We start from the raw sequence: 19052 nt of genomic DNA, 5'->3' as shown, positions 1-19052 counted from the left end.
TCTCGTTCATGATGATCCTGACGATATATATGGCATAAATAGATTAGGGATGGGGGTAATGCTGTGGAATTTAACGGGTTTACCAAACAGGATTTTGATGTTTTTTTAATCGATGGCCTAGAGCCTAGAATGGAAGCACTAAAAAGTACCATTCGACCCAAACTGGAAGCATTGGGCCATTACTTTTCCCCGCGCTTAGCTGCCTTAACAGGGGAAGAAATGTTTGCCCATGTTGCCAAACATGCACGGAGAACCATTAATCCTCCGAAGGATACATGGGTTGCTTTTGCCAATAATCCGCGGGGGTATAAAATGCTACCCCATTTTCAAGTCGGCTTATGGAAAACACATTTATTTATTTGGTTTGCCATTATTTATGAAGCGCCGCAGAAAAGTGAAATCGGGGCACGTTTTGCTAAAAAAGCAAATAAAATCTATAAGGAAACTCCCAAAGACTATGTATGGTCGTTAGACCATACAAAACCGGAAACACTTTCCAATCAGGGTCTTAAAAAAAGCGATTTACTGACAATGTTCGACAGACTCCAAACCATAAAGAAGGCAGAACTGTTATGCGGCTATACCATGGACAAAGAAGAAGCAATCCACTTAGGTGCGGATGGTATATTAGCCAAAATCGATGAAGTGTTCAAAACCGTCACCCCTTTATACTTAATCGCGCAAAAAATAAAATAATGCTTCTCTCTAAAAAGAATCAGGCTTGAAGTATACTCCAAGCCTGATTCTTTTTAGTTTCTAGGACTTCATGAGAATGCGTTCCCCAGGAGAAGCTTCCTTTGCCCTCTGAATCGTTCGATAGGACGAGTAACGGCTCATTTCTTCAAATTCATTACAAATCGTCTTCTCTTGGGCCTTACTGGGTACGATTTCTTTAAAACGGCGATAAGCGTTCATGATTTTATCACGGTCAATTCCGTTTTCATAAGCTTTTTCAACTGCTTCAAAAAATTTAATCACATCGATAATCTCTTCAGTAGACCAGTTATAATCAATCGGGTACTGATATTCCATCTTTTCACCTGCTTGAAATATTTACATAGAGCGTAATTTTTTTTATTGTCTCCACTTTTCGCGAATTTCTTCCGCTTCCTTTATGATACGCTGAATCAGCTCACCCGCGGCAGGCACATCCCTAATTAGTCCCATCACCTGCCCGGCCCAAGCAAATCCGTTATCGACAGCCCCGTCGTATATGTAACGCTTATTGGCTGCTCCACTTATAAAGTCCTGGAGCTCTTCATAACCGCCATTATTTTTTTCAATTTCAAGAATTTGATTAGTCCAGCTGTTGGCAATGGCACGTGCCGGAGCCCCAATGGAGCGTTTAATAACCACCGTATCGGTTTCAGAACTTTCCACTAAAGCGTCTTTATAAATTTGATTCGCATGGATACACTCTTGAACTGCAATGAATCTTGTCCCCATTTCAATTCCTTCGGCTCCTAAACTTAAAGCTGCCATAAGTCCCCTGCCATCGCCAATACCGCCCGATGCCATGACGGGGATAGAGACGGAATCCACCACTTGCGGAATTAACACCATGGTTCCTATGTCATCGCGGCCAAGATGGCCTCCCCCCTCTTGCCCAACAACCATCACAGCGTCAGCACCCAGCTGTTCAGCTTTTACGGCTTGTCTTCTGGCTGCAACCAGAACCAGTTTTTTTATGGAAGTCCCCGCCAACCGTTCTAGTATTGGCGCTGGGTTTCCACCTGTCATAGAAATGACGGGTACTTCTTCATCAATCGCTACTTGTAAAAAATCAGAATAAGGCCTGTTTTGTTGTCCAATCGCAAAATTAACCCCGAACGGTTTATCGGTCAATTTCCTTACCTTTTGAATTTCTTGCCGCAACAAATCAGGACTGGCCAGCGACATAGCCGTGATTTGACCAAGGCCTCCGGCATTTGACACGGCGGCAGCCAAATCGGAATACGCTAAATAAGCCAACCCCCCTTGAATGATGGGATAGCGGATGTCGAGAAGTTCAGTCACGCGAGTCTGCCAATTCAAAAAAACCCCTCCTAGTATAAACTCATTTTACATGTTATTCGATTCAAAAGGTTAAATTTCCTTTTGATATGGGAAACTAATTTAAGCTCAAATGAAATGGTGCAAAAAACCATTGAAAATTCTATATGCAAGGCGAATGAATAATGCTATAATTCATTTGTTTTATGTATTTAAAAACATGGAAACAAGAAGTATTTTTGAAATAAGAGGTGTGGTTATAATTGTCTCAAAATCAAACACCGTTATTTAGCGGTTTAGTCGAACATGCTAAGAAAAATCCTGTCCAATTTCATATTCCCGGCCATAAAAAGGGAGCGGGGATTGATCCTGAGTTTCGACAGTTTATTGGTGATAACGCATTATCAATTGATTTGATAAATATCGGTCCTCTGGATGATCTTCACCATCCAAAAGGCATGATTAAACAAGCACAGGAATTGGCTGCAGAAGCCTTTGGGGCTGATTACACATTTTTCTCTGTTCAAGGTACCAGTGGAGCCATCATGACAATGGTGATGGCCGTTTGCGGACCTGGCGAGAAAATAATTGTGCCTAGAAATGTTCATAAATCCGTCATGTCTGCGATTGTTTTTTCAGGTGCTATCCCAGTTTTTATCCATCCGGAAATTGATAAGAATCTAGGGATATCGCACGGGATTACCACTGATGCTGTGGAACATGCACTCCAGCAGCATCCCGATGCCAAAGGGGTACTTGTCATTAACCCAACCTATTTCGGTATTTCAGCGGATTTGAAGAAGATCGTAGAAATTGCCCATTCCTACAATGTGCCGGTACTCGTGGATGAAGCACATGGAGTTCATATTCATTTTCATGATCGCCTGCCACTTTCAGCCATGCAAGCGGGAGCTGATATCGCCGCTACCAGCGTTCATAAACTTGGGGGTTCATTAACGCAAAGTTCCATTTTAAACGTAAAAGAAGGTATGGTGTCTGTCAAGCACGTTCAATCCATCTTGAGCATGCTGACAACTACCTCCACTTCCTATTTATTACTTGCCTCCCTTGACACAGCAAGAAAACAACTTGCTGTCAAAGGGACGGAATTGATTGATCGGACGATTATATTAGCCCAATCGATTCGGAAAAGGGTAAATGAAATTGACCACCTTTATTGTGTCGGTGAAGAAATCCTCGGTACCAAAGCAGCATTTGATTATGATCCGACAAAACTGATTATATCCGTAAAAGACTTGGGTTTAACTGGATTTGAAGTAGAGAAATGGTTACGGGAAAGATTCAATATTGAGGTAGAATTGTCCGACTTATATAATATCCTTTGTATCATTACGTTCGGCGATTCGGAACACGAGGCTGAAATATTGGTAAATGCGCTAACCGAATTATCAAAGGAATTCGAGCATCGCGCTGAAAAAACAGAGCCTGTTCAAGTTTTGCTTCCAGAAATACCGGTATTAGCCTTAACACCAAGAGATGCATTTTATTCAGAAACAGAAATTATTCCTTTTGAGGAATCTGAAGGCAGAATCATTGCTGAATTTGTCATGGTTTACCCTCCTGGAATACCTATATTTATACCAGGTGAAATCATTACAAAGGAAAACCTCCATTATATTAAGAAAAACTTGGAAGCCGGTTTACCTGTGCAAGGACCTGAAGACGATGAATTGAAAACCATCCATGTAATAAAAGAATACAAGGCGATTACTTAAACAAAGGTCTGTTAAATTTGCCTGTTGATTTCCGCTGCAGGCGCTCAGCGAACCAGCGGGCGTGCCGTGGAGCCTCCTCGGCGCTGAAGCGCCTGCGGGGGTCTTCCCAGCCCCGTACTCACACAGGACACTGAAATTCATCCTCGAATCCGCCCACGCACGAAGAAATGCGATAGCACAAGAAAGCATCCTGAACTTTCATCGCACGAAATTATGCGATAGCATAATTGAGGAATTTTCGAGGAGTAAAGCTTATCCGCTCCAATCAACAGAATGAAAAAAATCAACATTATTGTTTAACAGAGCCTAAACAAAAAAACGACAGGATTCCAGCTTGGAATCCTGTTTTTATTTTAATAATTAGTTAACCAGATATTTATAGCTCTTCATGTTTATGGTCGTCGCAGCAGCAATGGCATTTTGAATAAAGAACGGTTACCTTCTCATCTTCAAAATGATCAATCGTGGTCTCACATGTTTGACATACAATTGTCCCCATCATATCCAGCCCCTTTTCATATGAATGAATCCCCAAAATGAAAGCGATTAAACATCCTTAAGTACATAATAATATAACACAATCTATTTTTCAAGCCTAAATTGTATATCATAATAAAAAATAAAAAATAAAAAAAGGTCTTAATTGACCTTTTTTTCACCATTTATTCATATTGTGTAACAAACGGAGTTTCCGGCAAAGCATGGCTAAAGAACTCAGCCAAATCAATGGCCTGCTGTTTATCAGGAATACGGAAAGCGTTTTGTAGGTAATCAATATCTTCAATGTCTTTAGGGTCGAGGAGGGTGGAACGGCCGGTTTGCATGCAGATGACCAGGGGTTTTCCAAAAAACATATTTGTATAGACAATTCCAAAATCATAACGGGTGTGTTCTGTAGTGAAGCCTACAAATCTTACTTTTACTCTTTCATGTTCATCATAAAGTTTGTCGAATAAATCCATGGGGTTCCTCCTTTTTTAAATATTTAGAATTTTAGTATAAATCTTTTTTTGTAAAAACACAAGAATTGATGTCATAATATCTATAAAAGTTGTCAGAACTTTTTGTTCAATGCTAGAATATAAGAGCATAAAACGGAAAAAGGGGGAATGGGTGATGGCTTTGAATGCACTAATAAAGCTTGTACCTGAATCTGTAAAACAGAGCATTACCATTGATGAAGTCAAAGAATTATTTGCCTATTATAAAACGATTACGGCCAAAACTGGTGACCAATTGGAGTGGGAATACCAAAACGCCGCTTTTCCTTATGAAATTAAAGAAACAACAGAAGGTCAAGGCAAGTGGTTCTATTTGGAGTCGGACCATGAAAGGTATCAATACATTTTAGTGGGAGTAGACCAAGAAACCTCAAAGAACAATGATGGTGAAGACATATCCTATTATTATATCCAGGTCACATTACCTGACCAGTCTACATATGGAGATAAAGGAAAGGCAAATGAGTTTTCCAAGTTTTTAGCTAAAAAACTGCAAGGGGAGCTCCACCTGTTTAACGGTCGGGTCATGTACTTTTATCCTAGAAAATAAGCCGCATCCTTTGCTTTGTGTCTTTGTTAATGACTAAAAACAGCCATGGTATAATGGAGCGAAGTATAGATTACAAGACTCAAGGTCGTGATAAATAACGTTTTTTTGACCGATTGGGTCACTTTATTTCCTATTAGAAATGCAATGTAAAAAAACACAAAAAACATGATGACCTTGTAGATTAATTGATCATGCTTTGATAACCATTCAATAAATGTATAGCCACTCCAAATGATAAATTGAAGCAGGATGACAACATAGACCCGCATACGAATCACCACTTTAATCATTAATTAAACTGATTAATTCCTGTTTAATGTTCTACTTGCATTATATGTATAAAAACAAACAAAAAGTCTCTTCCATAGGAAGAGACTTTTTATTGTTAGATTATTTTAAAACATGTATTGGTGTGCCAAGTGCCACTTCAGCAGCTTCCATCGTGATTTCGCCCAATGTTGGGTGAGCATGGATGGTCAAGGCAATATCTTCTGCTGTCATTCCAGCTTCAATCGCTAAGCCTAACTCAGAAATCATGTCAGATGCGCTTGCACCGGCAATTTGAGCACCGATTACAACACCATCATCTTTACGGGTGATTAATTTCATGAAACCGTCACTGCTATCCAATGATAAGGCACGGCCATTTGCCGCAAATGGGAACTTGGCAGCTTTTACTTCGATACCTTCAGCTTTTGCCTGAGGCTCTGTATATCCAACAGAAGCTAATTCAGGATCAGAGAATACAACAGCAGGAATGCCTAAATAGTCAATCTCTGATGGGTGGCCGGAAATTGCTTCAGCAGCAATTTTTGCTTCATAGGAAGCTTTGTGTGCTAATTGAGGGCCTGCCACAACATCACCAATTGCATAAATGTTGCTGACATTCGTACGGCATTGCTTGTCGATTTCTATTAAGCCGCGTTCCGTTAATTTGACACCTGCTTGTTCTAAGCCCATTTCGTCTGTGTTTGGACGACGTCCTACCATAACGAATACATAGTCAGCTTCAATTTTCTTTGCTTCACCTTTTACTTCAAAGTTTACAACTACACCATTTTCAGTTTCTTCTACACCCTTTGCAAATGCATTTGTGTAGAACTCAGCGCCTCTTTTTTGCATAGTGCGCTTAACTAGCGAAGCCATTTGCTTATCAAATACGCCAAGGCCTAGTATTTCGTCAGCACCTTCCAAGATCGTCACTTGTGTGCCAAAGTTTGCATAAGCACCTCCAAGTTCAATCCCGATTACACCGCCGCCAATAACAACAATTTTTTCAGGAATTTCTTGTAAATTAAGAGCGCCTGTTGAATTGAGAACACGCTTGGAATATTTAAATGCTGGCAATTCAATTGGCCGAGAGCCCGTTGCAATAATGGCATTTTTAAAAGTATAGGTTTGGGCAGAATTTTCATCCATCACACGTAAGGTATTGGCATCAACAAAATATGCTTCCCCACGGACGATATTGACTTTATTTCCTTTTAGTAGTCCTTCAACACCGCCAGTTAATTTTTTCACGATTCCTGCTTTAAAATCTTGAACCTTTGAAAAATCAACTTTAACGTTTTCAGCAGTAATACCGATTGATTCGGAATGAACTGCTGTTTCATAACGGTGACCTGCAGAAATTAATGCTTTAGATGGAATACAGCCCACATTTAAACAAACGCCGCCAATGTATTCTTTTTCAACAATCGTTACTTTTTGTCCCAGCTGGGCAGCACGGATAGCAGCAACATATCCTCCAGGGCCGGCACCGATGACTATAGTATCTGTTTCAATTGGGAAATCTCCAACGACCATTTTTTACGCCTCCATTAACAGTAATTCTGGATCGTTCAATAAACGTTTAATATGATTCATTGCATTTTGTGCAGTTGCTCCATCGATCATGCGGTGGTCAAAGCTTAAAGATAAAGCCAATACTGGTGCGGCAACGATTTCGCCGTCACGAACGATTGGTTTTTCGGCAATACGTCCTACACCAAGAATGGCCACTTCCGGATGGTTGATAACCGGTGTAAACCATTGGCCGCCAGCAGAACCGATATTAGAAATCGTGCAAGAAGCACCCTTCATTTCATTTGGAGCAAGCTTGCCTTCACGTGCTTTTCCAGCAAGTTCATTGATTTCATTAGAAATCGTAAACACTGATTTGCGGTCGGCATCTTTTACTACCGGTACTAATAGACCTTTTTCAGTGTCTGCAGCAATACCGATATTATAGTAATGCTTATGGATAATTTCATTTGTAGCGTCGTCAAGGGATGTATTTAATACAGGGAATTCTCTTAATGCGCTAGTTAATGCTTTTACGACATAAGGCAAGAATGTAAGTTTAATACCTTTAGCAGCCGCCACTTCTTTGAACTTCTTACGATGAGCAACAAGTTTAGTCACATCAATTTCGTCCATAAGAGTAACATGTGGAGCTGTATGTTTAGAATTGACCATTGCTTTAGCAATTGCTTTACGGATACCGCTCATTTTTTCACGAGTTTCTGGGTATTCACCTTGTGGAATTGGAGCTGCCTTAGGTGCTTCTGCCTCAGTTGCTGCTTCAGCTTGTGCAGTTGCCGCAGGTGTTGCAGCAGTTGCTCCGCCAGCAAGGAATGCATCAATATCACCTTTTAGAACACGGCCATTTTCTCCTGAACCGGCCACTAAGTGAATATCAACACCCTTATCACGGGCATATTTCCGAACAGAAGGCATCGCAATAATGTGGCGGTTAGGATCTACTACCGCCTCAGCGGCTGCAGCAGGCGCATTTTGAGCCGCAGGTGCTGCTTCCTCTTGCTTAGGTGCTTCCTCTGCATTTTCATCACCTTTAAATTGCAGGTTTTCATACCCTGGTGCATCAAATGTGATTAGAACTTGTCCCACTGTTGCAACTGTTCCTTCTTCTACTAATACTTCTAGAACAGTACCTTCTACTGGAGATGGGATTTCTACTACTGCTTTATCGTTTTGGATTTCGCATAGTACATCATCTTCTTGGACCTTATCGCCTGGTTTAATAAACCATTTGACTATTTCACCTTCGTGAATACCTTCACCGATGTCAGGCATTTTAAATTGAAATGACACTTGGATTCATCCTCCTATTGTAGTCTCTTAACGGACAAGTTTTAGGGATAAGGGAAACAGAGAATGTTTCTGTTTCCCGGCTAATTAAAAGGTTAATACTTTTTTAGCAGTTTCAATTACATCTTTATAATTCGGAAGCCATACTGATTCTGCTTGCGGGAATGGGAAAATAGTATCAGGTGCAGCCACACGAAGAACTGGCGCCTCTAAGCTTAAGATAGCACGATCATTAATCTCTGCTACTACATTAGCAGCTATGCCGGCTTGTTTTTGTGCCTCTTGAACAACAATTGCACGGCCTGTTTTTTCAACAGAAGCAATAATAGTCTCCACATCAATTGGGCTTACAGTACGTAGGTCAATAACTTCAGCGGAATAACCTTCTTTTTCCAACTCTTCTGCTGCTTTTAATGACTCGTGAACCATGGCGCCATAAGTAATAATAGAAACATCTGTTCCTTCGCGTTTAACTTCTGCTTTTCCGAGCGGAATAGTATATTCGCCTTCAGGTACTTCTTGACGGAATGAACGATATAACTTCATATGCTCAAGGAATACAACCGGATCATTGTCGCGGATTGCAGAGATTAAGAGACCTTTTGCATCATATGGCGTTGAAGGGATAACCACTTTCAAACCAGGTGTTTGAGCCATAAGTCCTTCTAAGCTGTCTGCGTGCATATCTGGAGTATGTACGCCACCACCAAATGGTGAACGGATTGTCACCGGTGCAGTGTACTTGCCACCAGAACGGAAACGTAAGCGGGCCATTTGGCCTGCAATTTGATCAAATACTTCAAAAACGAAACCAAAGAATTGAATTTCCGGAACAGGACGGAAACCTTGTAAAACTAGTCCGGATGCTAAACCGCCGATTCCTGATTCAGCAAGTGGTGTATCAAATACACGATCTTCGCCGAATTCTTGCTGCAATCCTTCAGTCGCACGGAATACCCCGCCGTTTACCCCTACGTCTTCACCAAAGACCAATACATTCGGATCATTACGCAATTCAGTCCGCAACGCATCAGTAATTGCTTGAATCATTGTCATTTGAGCCATGACTTACTTCGACTCCTTTGCTTGATATATTTCATATTGTTCTTTTAAGTTTTGCGGCATTTCTTCATACATAATGGACATTAAATCAGTAACTTTTTGTTTTGGAGCAGCGTCCGCTTGCTTAATAGCTTCTTTAATGTCTTCTTTTGCCTTCTCAATAACTTCTGTTTCTTTTTCCTCGTTCCAGAGTCCTTTCTTTTCAAGGAATTTACGGAAACGAACAAGTGGGTCTTTCTTTTCCCATTCGTTATCAAGATCTGCTGTACGATAACGTGTTGGATCGTCACCAGCCATTGTGTGTGGGCCATAACGGTATGTTAATGTCTCAATTAATGTAGGGCCTTCTCCATTAACCGCGCGCTCGCGTGCTTGGCGAGTTGCTGCATAAACAGCCAATGGGTCCATACCATCTACTTGAACACCAGGAATACCTGCTGCAACCGCTTTTTGAGCCAATGTTTTGGCAGCAGTTTGTTTTTCACGTGGAGTGGAGATTGCAAATTGGTTATTTTGAACGATAAAGATGGCTGGAGATTTATAGGCACCTGCAAAGTTGATTCCTTCGTAGAAATCTCCTTGAGATGTACCGCCGTCACCTGTGTAAGTAACCGCAACTGCTTTTTGGCCGCGTCTTTTCAATCCAAATGCCACACCGGCAGTTTGAACATATTGAGCACCAATAATAATTTGAGGATGCTGCACATTCACTCCCTCAGGAATCTGCATACCTTGGAAATGTCCTCTTGACCATAAGAATGCTTGAGACAAAGGTAATCCATGCCAAATGATTTGTGGAACATCACGATAGCCTGGAAGGATAAAGTCTTCTTTTTCAAGTGCGAATTGTGAAGCCAATTGAGAAGCCTCTTGGCCGGCAGTTGGCGCATAGAAGCCTAAACGTCCTTGACGATTTAAAGAGATTGAGCGCTGGTCGAGTATACGGGTATACACCATTCGGCTCATTAATTCTTGAAGCTGCTCATCTGTTAAATCAGGCATAGCTGCTTCATTTACGACCTCTCCTTCTTCATTAAGAATTTGAAGGGTTTGAAATTGATCTTCTACTGCTGCGAGAGATTGGTTTGGATCCTGCACAGCTTTTTGAGTTTTAGAAGCCATCTGGTCACATCTTCCTTTCTTTAAATGCTATATAAAAATAAATTTCACTAAAAAGTAGGTTACCCAAAAAATAAATTAATGCCTCAAATAGCAAAACGCCTTTTTTATTATTTCAAATTGAGCAACCCAGGTTTTTTAGGTTACCTTAGCAAAATCGCCTGTGTTAGTTTTTCACAGAATATGTAAGATAAACTAAAAAATCATTATACTGCCATCGTTTTTCTGTACTATTAATTTTCAAAAAATAATTAGTACAATTAATAAAATCTGTAATTGAGTTTACATCAACTATTTTTATTCGTCAAATACTATGCACAACATTTTTATATTAAATAACAGATTTAATTGTAATCGTTTCACCAAAACCTGTATCAATAAGATATTCTCATCTGTCTTATATGTAGATAAGCTTTTCCAAGGTAACAGGCATAAAAAAATCGACTCGAATTAAGTCGATATTTGTTAAATAAAAACGGTCCTATTATAGTCCAGCCTGTTTATAAAATGCCAATTTTTTCTTATTAAAATCCTCAGTAAGATTATTAAACCTTTCCTTCGCTGCATATACCTTGTTGTAGGATTCATTTACTTTATTTACTTGGTCTTCTAACTCGGTCATGGGTATATTCTTATTTTTAAACATTTTATATAACTGAATATCATTTTTCACGGAGGTCATATACTCTTTATAAAGTGTATCATGGGCCTGATAACGTTCCAGCATGGTCTGATATAATTGGTCCGCCGATTTTCTTAAACTGGATTCGTCAATTCTCCCTTTAATTGACTTTACTTTTTCAAATGTTTGTTGCGATTGTTTTAAACTCTTTGTTTCCTTTTCAAAATATTCTTTTCTCTCGTCCGCAGAATCGATTGCCTGGTCGGAAAGCTTCGCAATCCTGTCGTATTCTTTCATGCCGAGTGAAATAATTTCATCGTAATAGCTTTTTTCTTTGTTCTCCAAATTAATAAGCGGTCTTTGTTGGTCTTCAAACGTTTTCTCCTTTGAAACCACTTGCTCTAGCACATCATGCATTTCTTCGGCAGGAGTCTGTTTCTGGACACATCCCGTCAACATAAATAAAATCATTAATAAATAAATCAGGAATTGCTGCTTACATCCGGACATTACTTTCCCTCCCCAAATTGAATTAACTGCCCTTGTTTATGACTTTGAGAATGTCTAGCTCCACAAGGAATGCTTCGGCTTCATAGACATTGCACGAAGAAAAAGCGTTAGCATTTTCGAGGAGCGCCCTTGCGCCGACTACTAAGGAAAGCTTCCTGGAAAAGGCTTTGCAGGAACAAGCGTTTTGTGCTTGTTCCGAGGGCGCTTCCGCTTTTCTTATTTATCTGATAGACTAATGATGCAAATTATATATATTGTTTCTAGAGGTGAATTACATGATAACAATGGACGATATTATTCGCGATGGACACCCCACTCTAAGACAAGTCGCTGAAGAAGTAGCAATGCCACCGTCTGAAGAGGATAAAGAAATACTTAAAAGCCTTTTAGAATATGTAATCAATAGTCAAGATAGAGAAGTTTGCTCTCGATATGGATTACGTCCAGGAATCGGCCTTGCCGCACCACAGATTAATGTATCAAAACGTATGATTGCTGTCCATTTAACAGACGAAAAGGGCGTGCTCTATAGCTATGCCCTATTTAACCCGAAGATTATCAGCCACTCAGTTGAAAAAGCTTACTTAGAATCCGGGGAAGGCTGCTTGTCGGTGGATGAAGCCATTCCTGGTTATGTACCAAGGCAAGCAAGAATTACAGTCAAAGGCATCAATCTAGATGGCCAAGAGGTCAAGCTTCGTTTAAAGGGGTATCCAGCAATATGTTTTCAGCATGAAATAGACCATTTAAACGGCATTATGTTCTATGACCATATTGATAAAAACAATCCTTTTAAGCGAATCGAAGGTGCAATTGCAATTAACAGATAGCAAATATGGGCTGGCTCATCAGGAGTCAGCCCTTTTTATTTAGGCCAGTTACTTTCTTCCATGATTATCCATGAGAATATCAGCTTTTTCGCCATATAATATTAATATATAAATCCAGATAAAAAAATTTTCTTCAATAATCTCTCATTGGTTGCTTTACATTGGACAAGGATTGATTAAAATAATAAGTAAGGAGATGATCCACTATGTTAAAGAAGCTTAGGAAAAAGCTCTTACGACAGTGGAAAGATTTGCTTAGAAAAAAATCAATTGCTTAATTTTTGAGCCCTTCTACTTGCGAAGGGCTCCTTCATTATTGTAAATTCAAAATAATAGCTTACTTTTTACATACTTGATATGACAAAATCAAAGGTTTCCTAAGAAAATAATGAAAAAGATGCAAATGTTTTATATAATAGAAAAAGTTATGATTGATTAAGGAGCGAAGTTATCATGATTTTTAAAGTATTTTACCAAGAAAGTGTTTCGGAAGTTCCTGTACGGGAAAAAACAAAAACCCTCTTTGTTAAGGGCGAATCCGTGAGAGATGTCCTTTCTAGAATTGGTAAGCTTAGTGTTAACGTTGAATATGTTCAAGAGGTAAAAGGAGCCCATTTGGAATATGAACAACAAAACGAAGATTTTAAAGTATTGGAGATTTGATAATTTATGAAATTTGTTAAAAACGATCAAACTGCTGTTTTTGCCCTGGGAGGCCTTGGGGAAATCGGCAAAAACACATATGGGGTGCAATTTCAGGATGAAATTATCCTAATTGATGCAGGGATAAAGTTTCCTGAAGATGAGCTATTGGGTATTGATTATGTGATACCCGATTACACCTACCTTGTGAAAAATGAAGAAAAAATCAAGGGCTTGTTTGTCACCCACGGTCACGAAGACCATATTGGCGGCATCCCTTATTTACTCCGTGAAGTAAATATCCCTATCTATGGCGGTAAACTCGCGCTGGGCCTCATTAAAAATAAATTAGAAGAACATGGTCTGCTTCGGAGCGCAAAGTTAATTGAAATTAAAGAAGAAGATGTCATTAAATTTCGTAAGACCTCTGTTTCTTTTTTCAGGACCACCCACAGCATTCCCGATTCCTATGGCATTGTGGTGAAAACACCACCTGGTCAAGTTGTCCATACAGGAGATTTTAAATTTGATTTTACTCCAGTAGGCGAACCAGCTAACTTAACAAAAATGGCTGAAATTGGTAAGGAAGGCGTTCTTTGCTTGCTTTCCGACAGTACCAATAGTGAGATTCCGGATTTCACCATGTCAGAGCGCAGGGTTGGTGAAAGTATTCAGGACATTTTCCGCAAGGTGGACGGACGGCTTATTTTTGCCACTTTCGCGTCCAATATTCACCGTCTCCAGCAAGTAACGGAAGCAGCGGTAGCAAATGGGAGAAAAGTCGCCGTTTTTGGCCGCAGTATGGAGGCCGCAATCAATATCGGGTTGGACTTAGGTTACATCAGAGCACCGAAAGACACATTTGTTGATGCATCTCAAATAAATCGATTGCCGGTAGATAAAGTCACGATTCTTTGTACAGGCAGCCAAGGTGAACCAATGGCAGCCTTATCCAGAATCGCCAATGGAACACACAGACAGATTCAAATCATTCCAGGGGACACTGTTGTATTTTCATCATCTCCAGTACCTGGAAATACGATAAGTGTCAGCAGAACCATTAACATGTTGTTTAGAGCCGGCGCCGAGGTAATCCATGGCAAACTAAACAACATCCATACATCAGGGCATGGTGGACAAGAAGAGCAAAAGCTAATGCTTCGGTTGATGAAGCCAAAATTCTTTATGCCGATTCATGGCGAATATCGCATGCAAATCATGCATAAAAAACTGGCTGTTGATTGCGGTGTCGCTGAGGAAAATGTCTTTATTATGGATAATGGTGAAGTATTGGCACTCTCTGAAAATACCGCTCAAGTAGCTGGCAAAATTCCATCCGGCTCTGTCTATATCGATGGAAGCGGTGTTGGTGACATCGGCAATATCGTCCTCAGGGACCGAAGAATCCTTTCGGAAGAGGGATTGGTTGTAGTGGTTGTCAGTATCAATATGAAGGAATTTAAAATCGCCTCCGGTCCTGACATCATCTCCAGGGGATTCGTGTACATGCGCGAATCTGGTGATCTGATTAACGATGCCCAAGCTCTCATAACGAAGCACTTGAATAAAATTATGGAACGAAAAACAAGTCAATGGTCAGAAATTAAAAATGAAATCACCGACACATTGGCTCCATTCCTTTATGAAAAAACAAAACGCAGACCAATGATTTTACCAATCATTATGGAAGTCTAGAAAAGAAAAAGCGGAAGGCCCTAGGGCTTCCGCTTTTCTTTTGTTACAGCATAAGAAAGTTTATCTAATCTTTGAGAATTGTCCAGCTTCACAAGGAAAGCTTCGGCAGCATAGGCATCGTAGGAACAACAAAAAGCGATAGCTTTTTTGAGGAGGCCAGTCGCGCACTGACCACTAAGGAAAGCTCCCTAGAATAGGCTTCGCAGGAACAAGCGTTTTGGGCTTGTTCCGAGGGCTCTTGCGCTTTTCTTATTCCATTACTTTCTTTTCAAATCGGTCGATGTCCGTGTCGGTTCCAATGACAATCAACACATCATTCACATGAATCATTTCCGATGCTAAGGGTGATACAATAATATCGTCCCCACGTTTAATGGCAACTATATTTAGGCCATATTTCTTGCGGATATCCATATCCATAATCGTATGACCGCCCAGTTTACGATTTGCGACAATTTCAACGATGCTGTGTTCTTCAGATAGCTCTAAATAATCCACCACATTGCTGGAGGTCATGTTATGAGCAATTCTTTTTCCCATATCCCGCTCTGGGTGGACGACAAAATCCGCTCCAATTTTCATTAGCACTTTTTCATGATAATCATTTTGGGCTTTTGCGGTAATATAACCGACTCCCAATTCTTTTAATATTAAAGTGGTTAAGATGCTGGATTGAATATCGTCCCCGATTGCCACGATGACATGGTCAAAATTTCGGATGCCAAGGCTTTTTAAAACCGCTTCATCTGTGGAATCCCCAACAGCAGCATGGGAAGCGATCATGGCAAATTCATTAACCCGCTCTTCATTTACATCAATTGCTAGAACTTCCATTCCTTCATCTGCCAAGGTCCGGCAAATGCTGCCGCCGAATCTGCCCAGACCAATTACCGCGAAACTTCTTTTCACCTAGAACTCCCCCAAGGTATCTGTTATTTCTTAAAGGATCTGTTAAATAGGGCTGTTGATTGTAGCGGAAACCGCCCACAACGCCGCTGGCATGCCAGGGAATCCCCTCGGTGCTCTCGGTGCTAGAAGCGCGCTTGCGGTGCCTCCCCAGCCCCGTACTACCTACCGTAGGAGTCGAGCTTATCCCGCTCTATCAACAGAGTTTTAAAATTTAACAATACCGTTTAACACAGCATCCTTATAAAAAAATTGTAGCATTCATTCTTCATTTTATATAGTTCGCTATCATTATTCCGATTTATTTCTATGTTTTCTTCTTCTATATATATATACTCCAGCCAACATTATGACGGCAATAAGCAGCAATACAGGCAAGTTTCCGAAAATGAATATAACCAGTCCTGACAATCCTGCCAATAACCAATTGGTACTGTTCATAAATTGCTGTTTCGTTTTTTCCCATGTATTGAGTTTATCCCCGTCGATATCCGGGACAACCACCTTATCCTCATAAAGGGTTATCATAATGGTGGAATAGGCGGTTTGATTCTCCAAAAATTTTATCTTGCCCTCAATGGTCTCAATTTCTTCTTGAACAGCCGCCAAATCCTCAGAAATCTTTAGCAAATCCTCCGTTTTGGCAGCTCCCTGCAGAAACGAAGTCAGCCGGTCTTCTACTACGCGTTTAGATTTTAATCTTGACTGTAAGTCCACATATTCTTCTGTCACGTCCTGACCGGTGATATTTCTTTGCAATACCTCCGCCGCTGTATCTTCGGCATCATGCAGAAAATCCTGAAAATGCTGTTCTGGGACCCTAATTTTAATGGTACCGCTTAACTGGTCGTCACCTTGTCTATTCAAGGTAGATTCTGCAATATAACCACCGTAGCCTTGGGCTTTTTCTTCCATAGCTTTAATCGTTTGATCAAAATTTTTCACCCTCAGCTGAAGATCTGCTTGATAGATGACCATTTGGTTCGGGACTTCTAAATTATTCTCCTGTTCCACCGTTTTCTCCGCCGGTTGGCCACTAGTGATGGAAGATTGTGCTTCACTGGCCCCTCCTGCTTTTGCTGAATCCATAGAGGCACTATTTTTCTCTTCCCCCCCTGCACTCTGGTCCTTACTGCTTGAACTGCAGCCAGCCAAGCAAATAAGCGCAATCAGGACAAATAGCCATTTTATTGCATTTTTTTTCATTTTTTATAGACCCCCAATTGTCCCATGATATATTACTTTTATCTATACCGACGGGTAAATTGGGGTAAGGTTTCAATAAAGATAAAAAACCGTATGATTCTTTGGTATTAAACACGTTTTCCTTTCATTGTGATAAACTTGGTCATGGTTTTTACTGCAATTTCAATAGCCTCTTCTTTCGGACTAAGTTTTGCATGGTGCAAGCCATATGGGGAATCGACACCGAGCCAAAACATAAATCCAGGGATTTCCTTTAGCATATATCCAAAGTCTTCACCGGTCATAGCCTCTTTACATACATGCAGCCGGATACCCGCTTCCTTATCAAGGAATTCCATAAACTCCCTTGTAAGCGCCCCGTCGTTATACACCTGATAATACATCGATCCATAATCAATCTTGGCCTCACATTCAAAACCGATTTCAATCCCGTTTACCAGTGCCTCTATTCGGTGTTTAACTTTTTTCATCGCTTCTGGGGACAATGTACGGATGGTTCCTTCCAGCCTTGCTCTTTCTGCTATGATATTTTGAACCGTCCCGCCGGTAATTTTACCAATTGTTATCACGGCGCTGTCTAAAGGGTCTATATTTCTGGATATTACGGTCTGCAGCTGACTGACAAGCGCACAGGCTGCAACCACCATATCATTTGTTTGATGCGGGTAGGCAGCATGTCCTCCCTTCCCTTTTAAATCTATAAACAATTCTGATGTGTTGGCGAATAATAAGCCTTCTTTAACAGCAATGGTTCCAACAGGATATTCCGGTGCCACATGGAGAGCAAAAATCATATCTGGCATCCACTTACGCAATTCTTTTGATTGGAGCATTGGCTCAGCTCCGCCAGGACCTTCTTCCGCAGGTTGAAAAATAAATAAAAGATCATCGTTAACTCGATTCTCAACAAAGTAAGTCAGTACTCCGAGCGCAATAGTCATATGGAAGTCATGGCCGCAGGCATGCATACGCAAATCGTGTTTAGAAGAGAATTCTAACCCAGTTTCCTCGACAATTGGCAAACCATCAATATCAGTTCGATAACCTATCGTTTTTTCGGGATCTGTCCCATGTACTTTAACCAATAACCCCGTTTTCCAGGTTTGAATGGAGATATGGTCCTGGGGTAAAGCTTGTATGTATGCTAATAGATAGGACTGTGTCTTAAACTCCTGAAATCCAAGTTCTGGAATTTGATGCAAGTCACGACGGATAGTTATTAAATCCTCCATTGAATAATCTCCCCTTTACAAAAGAAGCGTGGAATCATCCACGCTTGTCTGTGCAGCAAAATATAGCAATCTATTACAGCTGTCTTAGTTCTTGCATTATTTCTGTTTTAGATTTCGTTTTTTCATCAATATCCTTTATTTTCTTAGCAGGTGTACCTGCTACAACTGTGTATGGTGGAACATCCTTTGTAACAACTGCTCCCGCGGCAACCACGGAACCTTCTCCAACCGTTACTCCTTCAAGTACAACAGCATTCGCACCTATCAACACATTATCTTCAATAACAACCGGCTTAGCAGATGGCGGCTCAATTACACCTGCTAACACCGTTCCAGCGCCAATGTGACAATTTTTACCTACTGTTGCTCTTCCGCCTAGGACAACCCCCATATCAATCATGGTTTTCTCCCCAATGACAGCACCAATGTTAATGACTGCCCCCATCATAATGACTGCATTATCACCAATTTCCACTTGATCACGGATAATGACTCCTGGTTCAATTCGCGCATTGATATGTTTGGTATCTAGTAAAGGAATCGCTGAGTTGCGGCGGTCATTTTCTACGACATAATCCTCAATTTTAGCTTTGTTCCCTTCGAGTACTTCCTGGATTTCTGACCACTCACCAAAGACAATTCCTGTATTACCAGTAATAAAAGTTTTGGTGTTACTTCCAAACTCAAGCCCGTCCAATTCACCTTTTAAATAAACTTTTACGGGTGTTGATTTTTTACTATTTTGAATAAAAGAGATGATTTCATTAGCATCCATCATTTTCATAAAGAGTCCCCCCTAAATTTGTACTAAGGATACTTTAGCAAACAAAAGCAGTGAAAACAAGAAAAATGGCATGTC

At 40.5% G+C, this 19052-nt stretch carries 20 protein-coding genes; 6 read left to right on the top strand and 14 right to left on the bottom strand.

Annotated elements, in window-relative coordinates; translation table 11 throughout:
* The first annotated feature begins 63 nt into the window (after positions 1–63).
* Complete coding sequence (locus ACY8D0_RS03605) at positions 64–696, top strand: YktB family protein (protein WP_462409118.1); 633 nt, start codon at positions 64–66, stop codon at positions 694–696.
* 60 nt (positions 697–756) lie between these two features.
* Here ACY8D0_RS03605 and ACY8D0_RS03600 read toward each other — a convergent pair whose 3' ends face one another.
* On the bottom strand, positions 757–1032 hold the full coding sequence (locus tag ACY8D0_RS03600; RefSeq protein ID WP_462409117.1) for a UPF0223 family protein: 276 nt from the start codon (positions 1030–1032) through the stop codon (positions 757–759).
* 42 nt (positions 1033–1074) lie between these two features.
* Positions 1075–2034: an NAD(P)H-dependent flavin oxidoreductase gene (locus ACY8D0_RS03595; protein ID WP_462409116.1), complete on the bottom strand. Its 960-nt coding sequence runs from the start codon at positions 2032–2034 to the stop codon at positions 1075–1077.
* Between the two features lie 221 nt (positions 2035–2255).
* Here ACY8D0_RS03595 and ACY8D0_RS03590 point away from each other — a divergent pair, with 221 nt between their 5' ends.
* Entirely contained in the window at positions 2256–3728 is a 1473-nt protein-coding gene (locus ACY8D0_RS03590; RefSeq protein ID WP_462409115.1) for an aminotransferase class I/II-fold pyridoxal phosphate-dependent enzyme, read from the top strand.
* A 376-nt stretch (positions 3729–4104) separates the two neighbouring features.
* On the opposite strand, the gene ACY8D0_RS03585 is transcribed toward ACY8D0_RS03590, so the two are convergent.
* Both ACY8D0_RS03585 and ACY8D0_RS03580 read right to left on the bottom strand, forming a co-directional pair.
* Positions 4105–4227 (bottom strand): GapA-binding peptide SR1P, encoded by a 123-nt coding sequence (locus ACY8D0_RS03585; protein ID WP_462409938.1) that lies wholly within the window; start codon positions 4225–4227, stop codon positions 4105–4107.
* 163 nt (positions 4228–4390) lie between these two features.
* Entirely contained in the window at positions 4391–4690 is a 300-nt protein-coding gene (locus ACY8D0_RS03580) for a DUF3055 domain-containing protein (RefSeq protein ID WP_462409114.1), read from the bottom strand.
* A gap of 154 nt (positions 4691–4844) precedes the next feature.
* Between ACY8D0_RS03580 and ACY8D0_RS03575 the strand changes: the two genes are divergently transcribed.
* Entirely contained in the window at positions 4845–5279 is a 435-nt protein-coding gene (locus tag ACY8D0_RS03575; RefSeq protein ID WP_462409113.1) for a DUF1885 family protein, read from the top strand.
* Positions 5280–5305: 26 nt separating this feature from the next.
* On the opposite strand, the gene ACY8D0_RS03570 is transcribed toward ACY8D0_RS03575, so the two are convergent.
* The 6 genes from ACY8D0_RS03570 to ACY8D0_RS03545 all read right to left on the bottom strand — a co-directional run bounded on the left by ACY8D0_RS03570 (position 5306) and on the right by ACY8D0_RS03545 (position 11682).
* The gene (locus ACY8D0_RS03570) at positions 5306–5548 is read right to left on the bottom strand and encodes a hypothetical protein (RefSeq protein ID WP_462409112.1); all 243 of its coding nucleotides are present in this window, start codon (positions 5546–5548) and stop codon (positions 5306–5308) included.
* Between the two features lie 121 nt (positions 5549–5669).
* Positions 5670–7085, bottom strand: coding sequence for a dihydrolipoyl dehydrogenase (gene lpdA, locus ACY8D0_RS03565; RefSeq protein WP_462409111.1), 1416 nt, complete (start codon positions 7083–7085; stop codon positions 5670–5672).
* Positions 7086–7088: 3 nt separating this feature from the next.
* Positions 7089–8372, bottom strand: coding sequence for a dihydrolipoamide acetyltransferase family protein (locus ACY8D0_RS03560; protein WP_462409110.1), 1284 nt, complete (start codon positions 8370–8372; stop codon positions 7089–7091).
* An 84-nt stretch (positions 8373–8456) separates the two neighbouring features.
* Positions 8457–9434, bottom strand: a complete 978-nt coding sequence (locus ACY8D0_RS03555) for an alpha-ketoacid dehydrogenase subunit beta (RefSeq protein ID WP_462409109.1) — start codon at positions 9432–9434, stop codon at positions 8457–8459.
* Between the two features lie 3 nt (positions 9435–9437).
* Positions 9438–10553, bottom strand: a complete 1116-nt coding sequence (gene pdhA, locus ACY8D0_RS03550) for a pyruvate dehydrogenase (acetyl-transferring) E1 component subunit alpha (protein WP_462409108.1) — start codon at positions 10551–10553, stop codon at positions 9438–9440.
* A gap of 481 nt (positions 10554–11034) precedes the next feature.
* Positions 11035–11682 carry a YkyA family protein gene (locus ACY8D0_RS03545; RefSeq protein WP_462409107.1) on the bottom strand — a complete coding sequence of 216 codons (648 nt, stop codon included), beginning with the start codon at positions 11680–11682 and terminating at the stop codon, positions 11035–11037.
* 275 nt (positions 11683–11957) lie between these two features.
* On the opposite strand from ACY8D0_RS03545, the gene def reads away from it, so the two are divergent.
* The 3 genes from def (at position 11958) to rnjA (ending at position 14849) form a co-directional block, all read left to right on the top strand.
* Complete coding sequence (gene def / locus ACY8D0_RS03540) at positions 11958–12512, top strand: peptide deformylase (protein WP_462409106.1); 555 nt, start codon at positions 11958–11960, stop codon at positions 12510–12512.
* A gap of 453 nt (positions 12513–12965) precedes the next feature.
* Positions 12966–13175, top strand: coding sequence for a DNA-dependent RNA polymerase subunit epsilon (locus ACY8D0_RS03535; protein WP_462409105.1), 210 nt, complete (start codon positions 12966–12968; stop codon positions 13173–13175).
* 6 nt (positions 13176–13181) lie between these two features.
* Entirely contained in the window at positions 13182–14849 is a 1668-nt protein-coding gene (gene rnjA, locus ACY8D0_RS03530; RefSeq protein WP_462409104.1) for a ribonuclease J1, read from the top strand.
* Positions 14850–15098: 249 nt separating this feature from the next.
* Here rnjA and ACY8D0_RS03525 read toward each other — a convergent pair whose 3' ends face one another.
* The 4 genes from ACY8D0_RS03525 to dapD all read right to left on the bottom strand — a co-directional run bounded on the left by ACY8D0_RS03525 (position 15099) and on the right by dapD (position 18977).
* Complete coding sequence (locus ACY8D0_RS03525; protein ID WP_462409103.1) at positions 15099–15758, bottom strand: potassium channel family protein; 660 nt, start codon at positions 15756–15758, stop codon at positions 15099–15101.
* Positions 15759–16046: 288 nt separating this feature from the next.
* Positions 16047–16961, bottom strand: a complete 915-nt coding sequence (locus ACY8D0_RS03520) for a DUF4349 domain-containing protein (protein ID WP_462409102.1) — start codon at positions 16959–16961, stop codon at positions 16047–16049.
* A 107-nt stretch (positions 16962–17068) separates the two neighbouring features.
* On the bottom strand, positions 17069–18193 hold the full coding sequence (locus tag ACY8D0_RS03515; RefSeq protein ID WP_462409101.1) for an N-acetyldiaminopimelate deacetylase: 1125 nt from the start codon (positions 18191–18193) through the stop codon (positions 17069–17071).
* Positions 18194–18266: 73 nt separating this feature from the next.
* Positions 18267–18977, bottom strand: coding sequence for a 2,3,4,5-tetrahydropyridine-2,6-dicarboxylate N-acetyltransferase (dapD, locus tag ACY8D0_RS03510; protein WP_462409100.1), 711 nt, complete (start codon positions 18975–18977; stop codon positions 18267–18269).
* Positions 18978–19052: the final 75 nt, after the last annotated feature.

The sequence above is a fragment of the Neobacillus camarae genome (genome assembly GCF_054950115.1).
The sequence above is the reverse complement of the archived record's forward strand: the minus strand, read 5'-3'. Positions and strand labels throughout refer to the sequence as shown.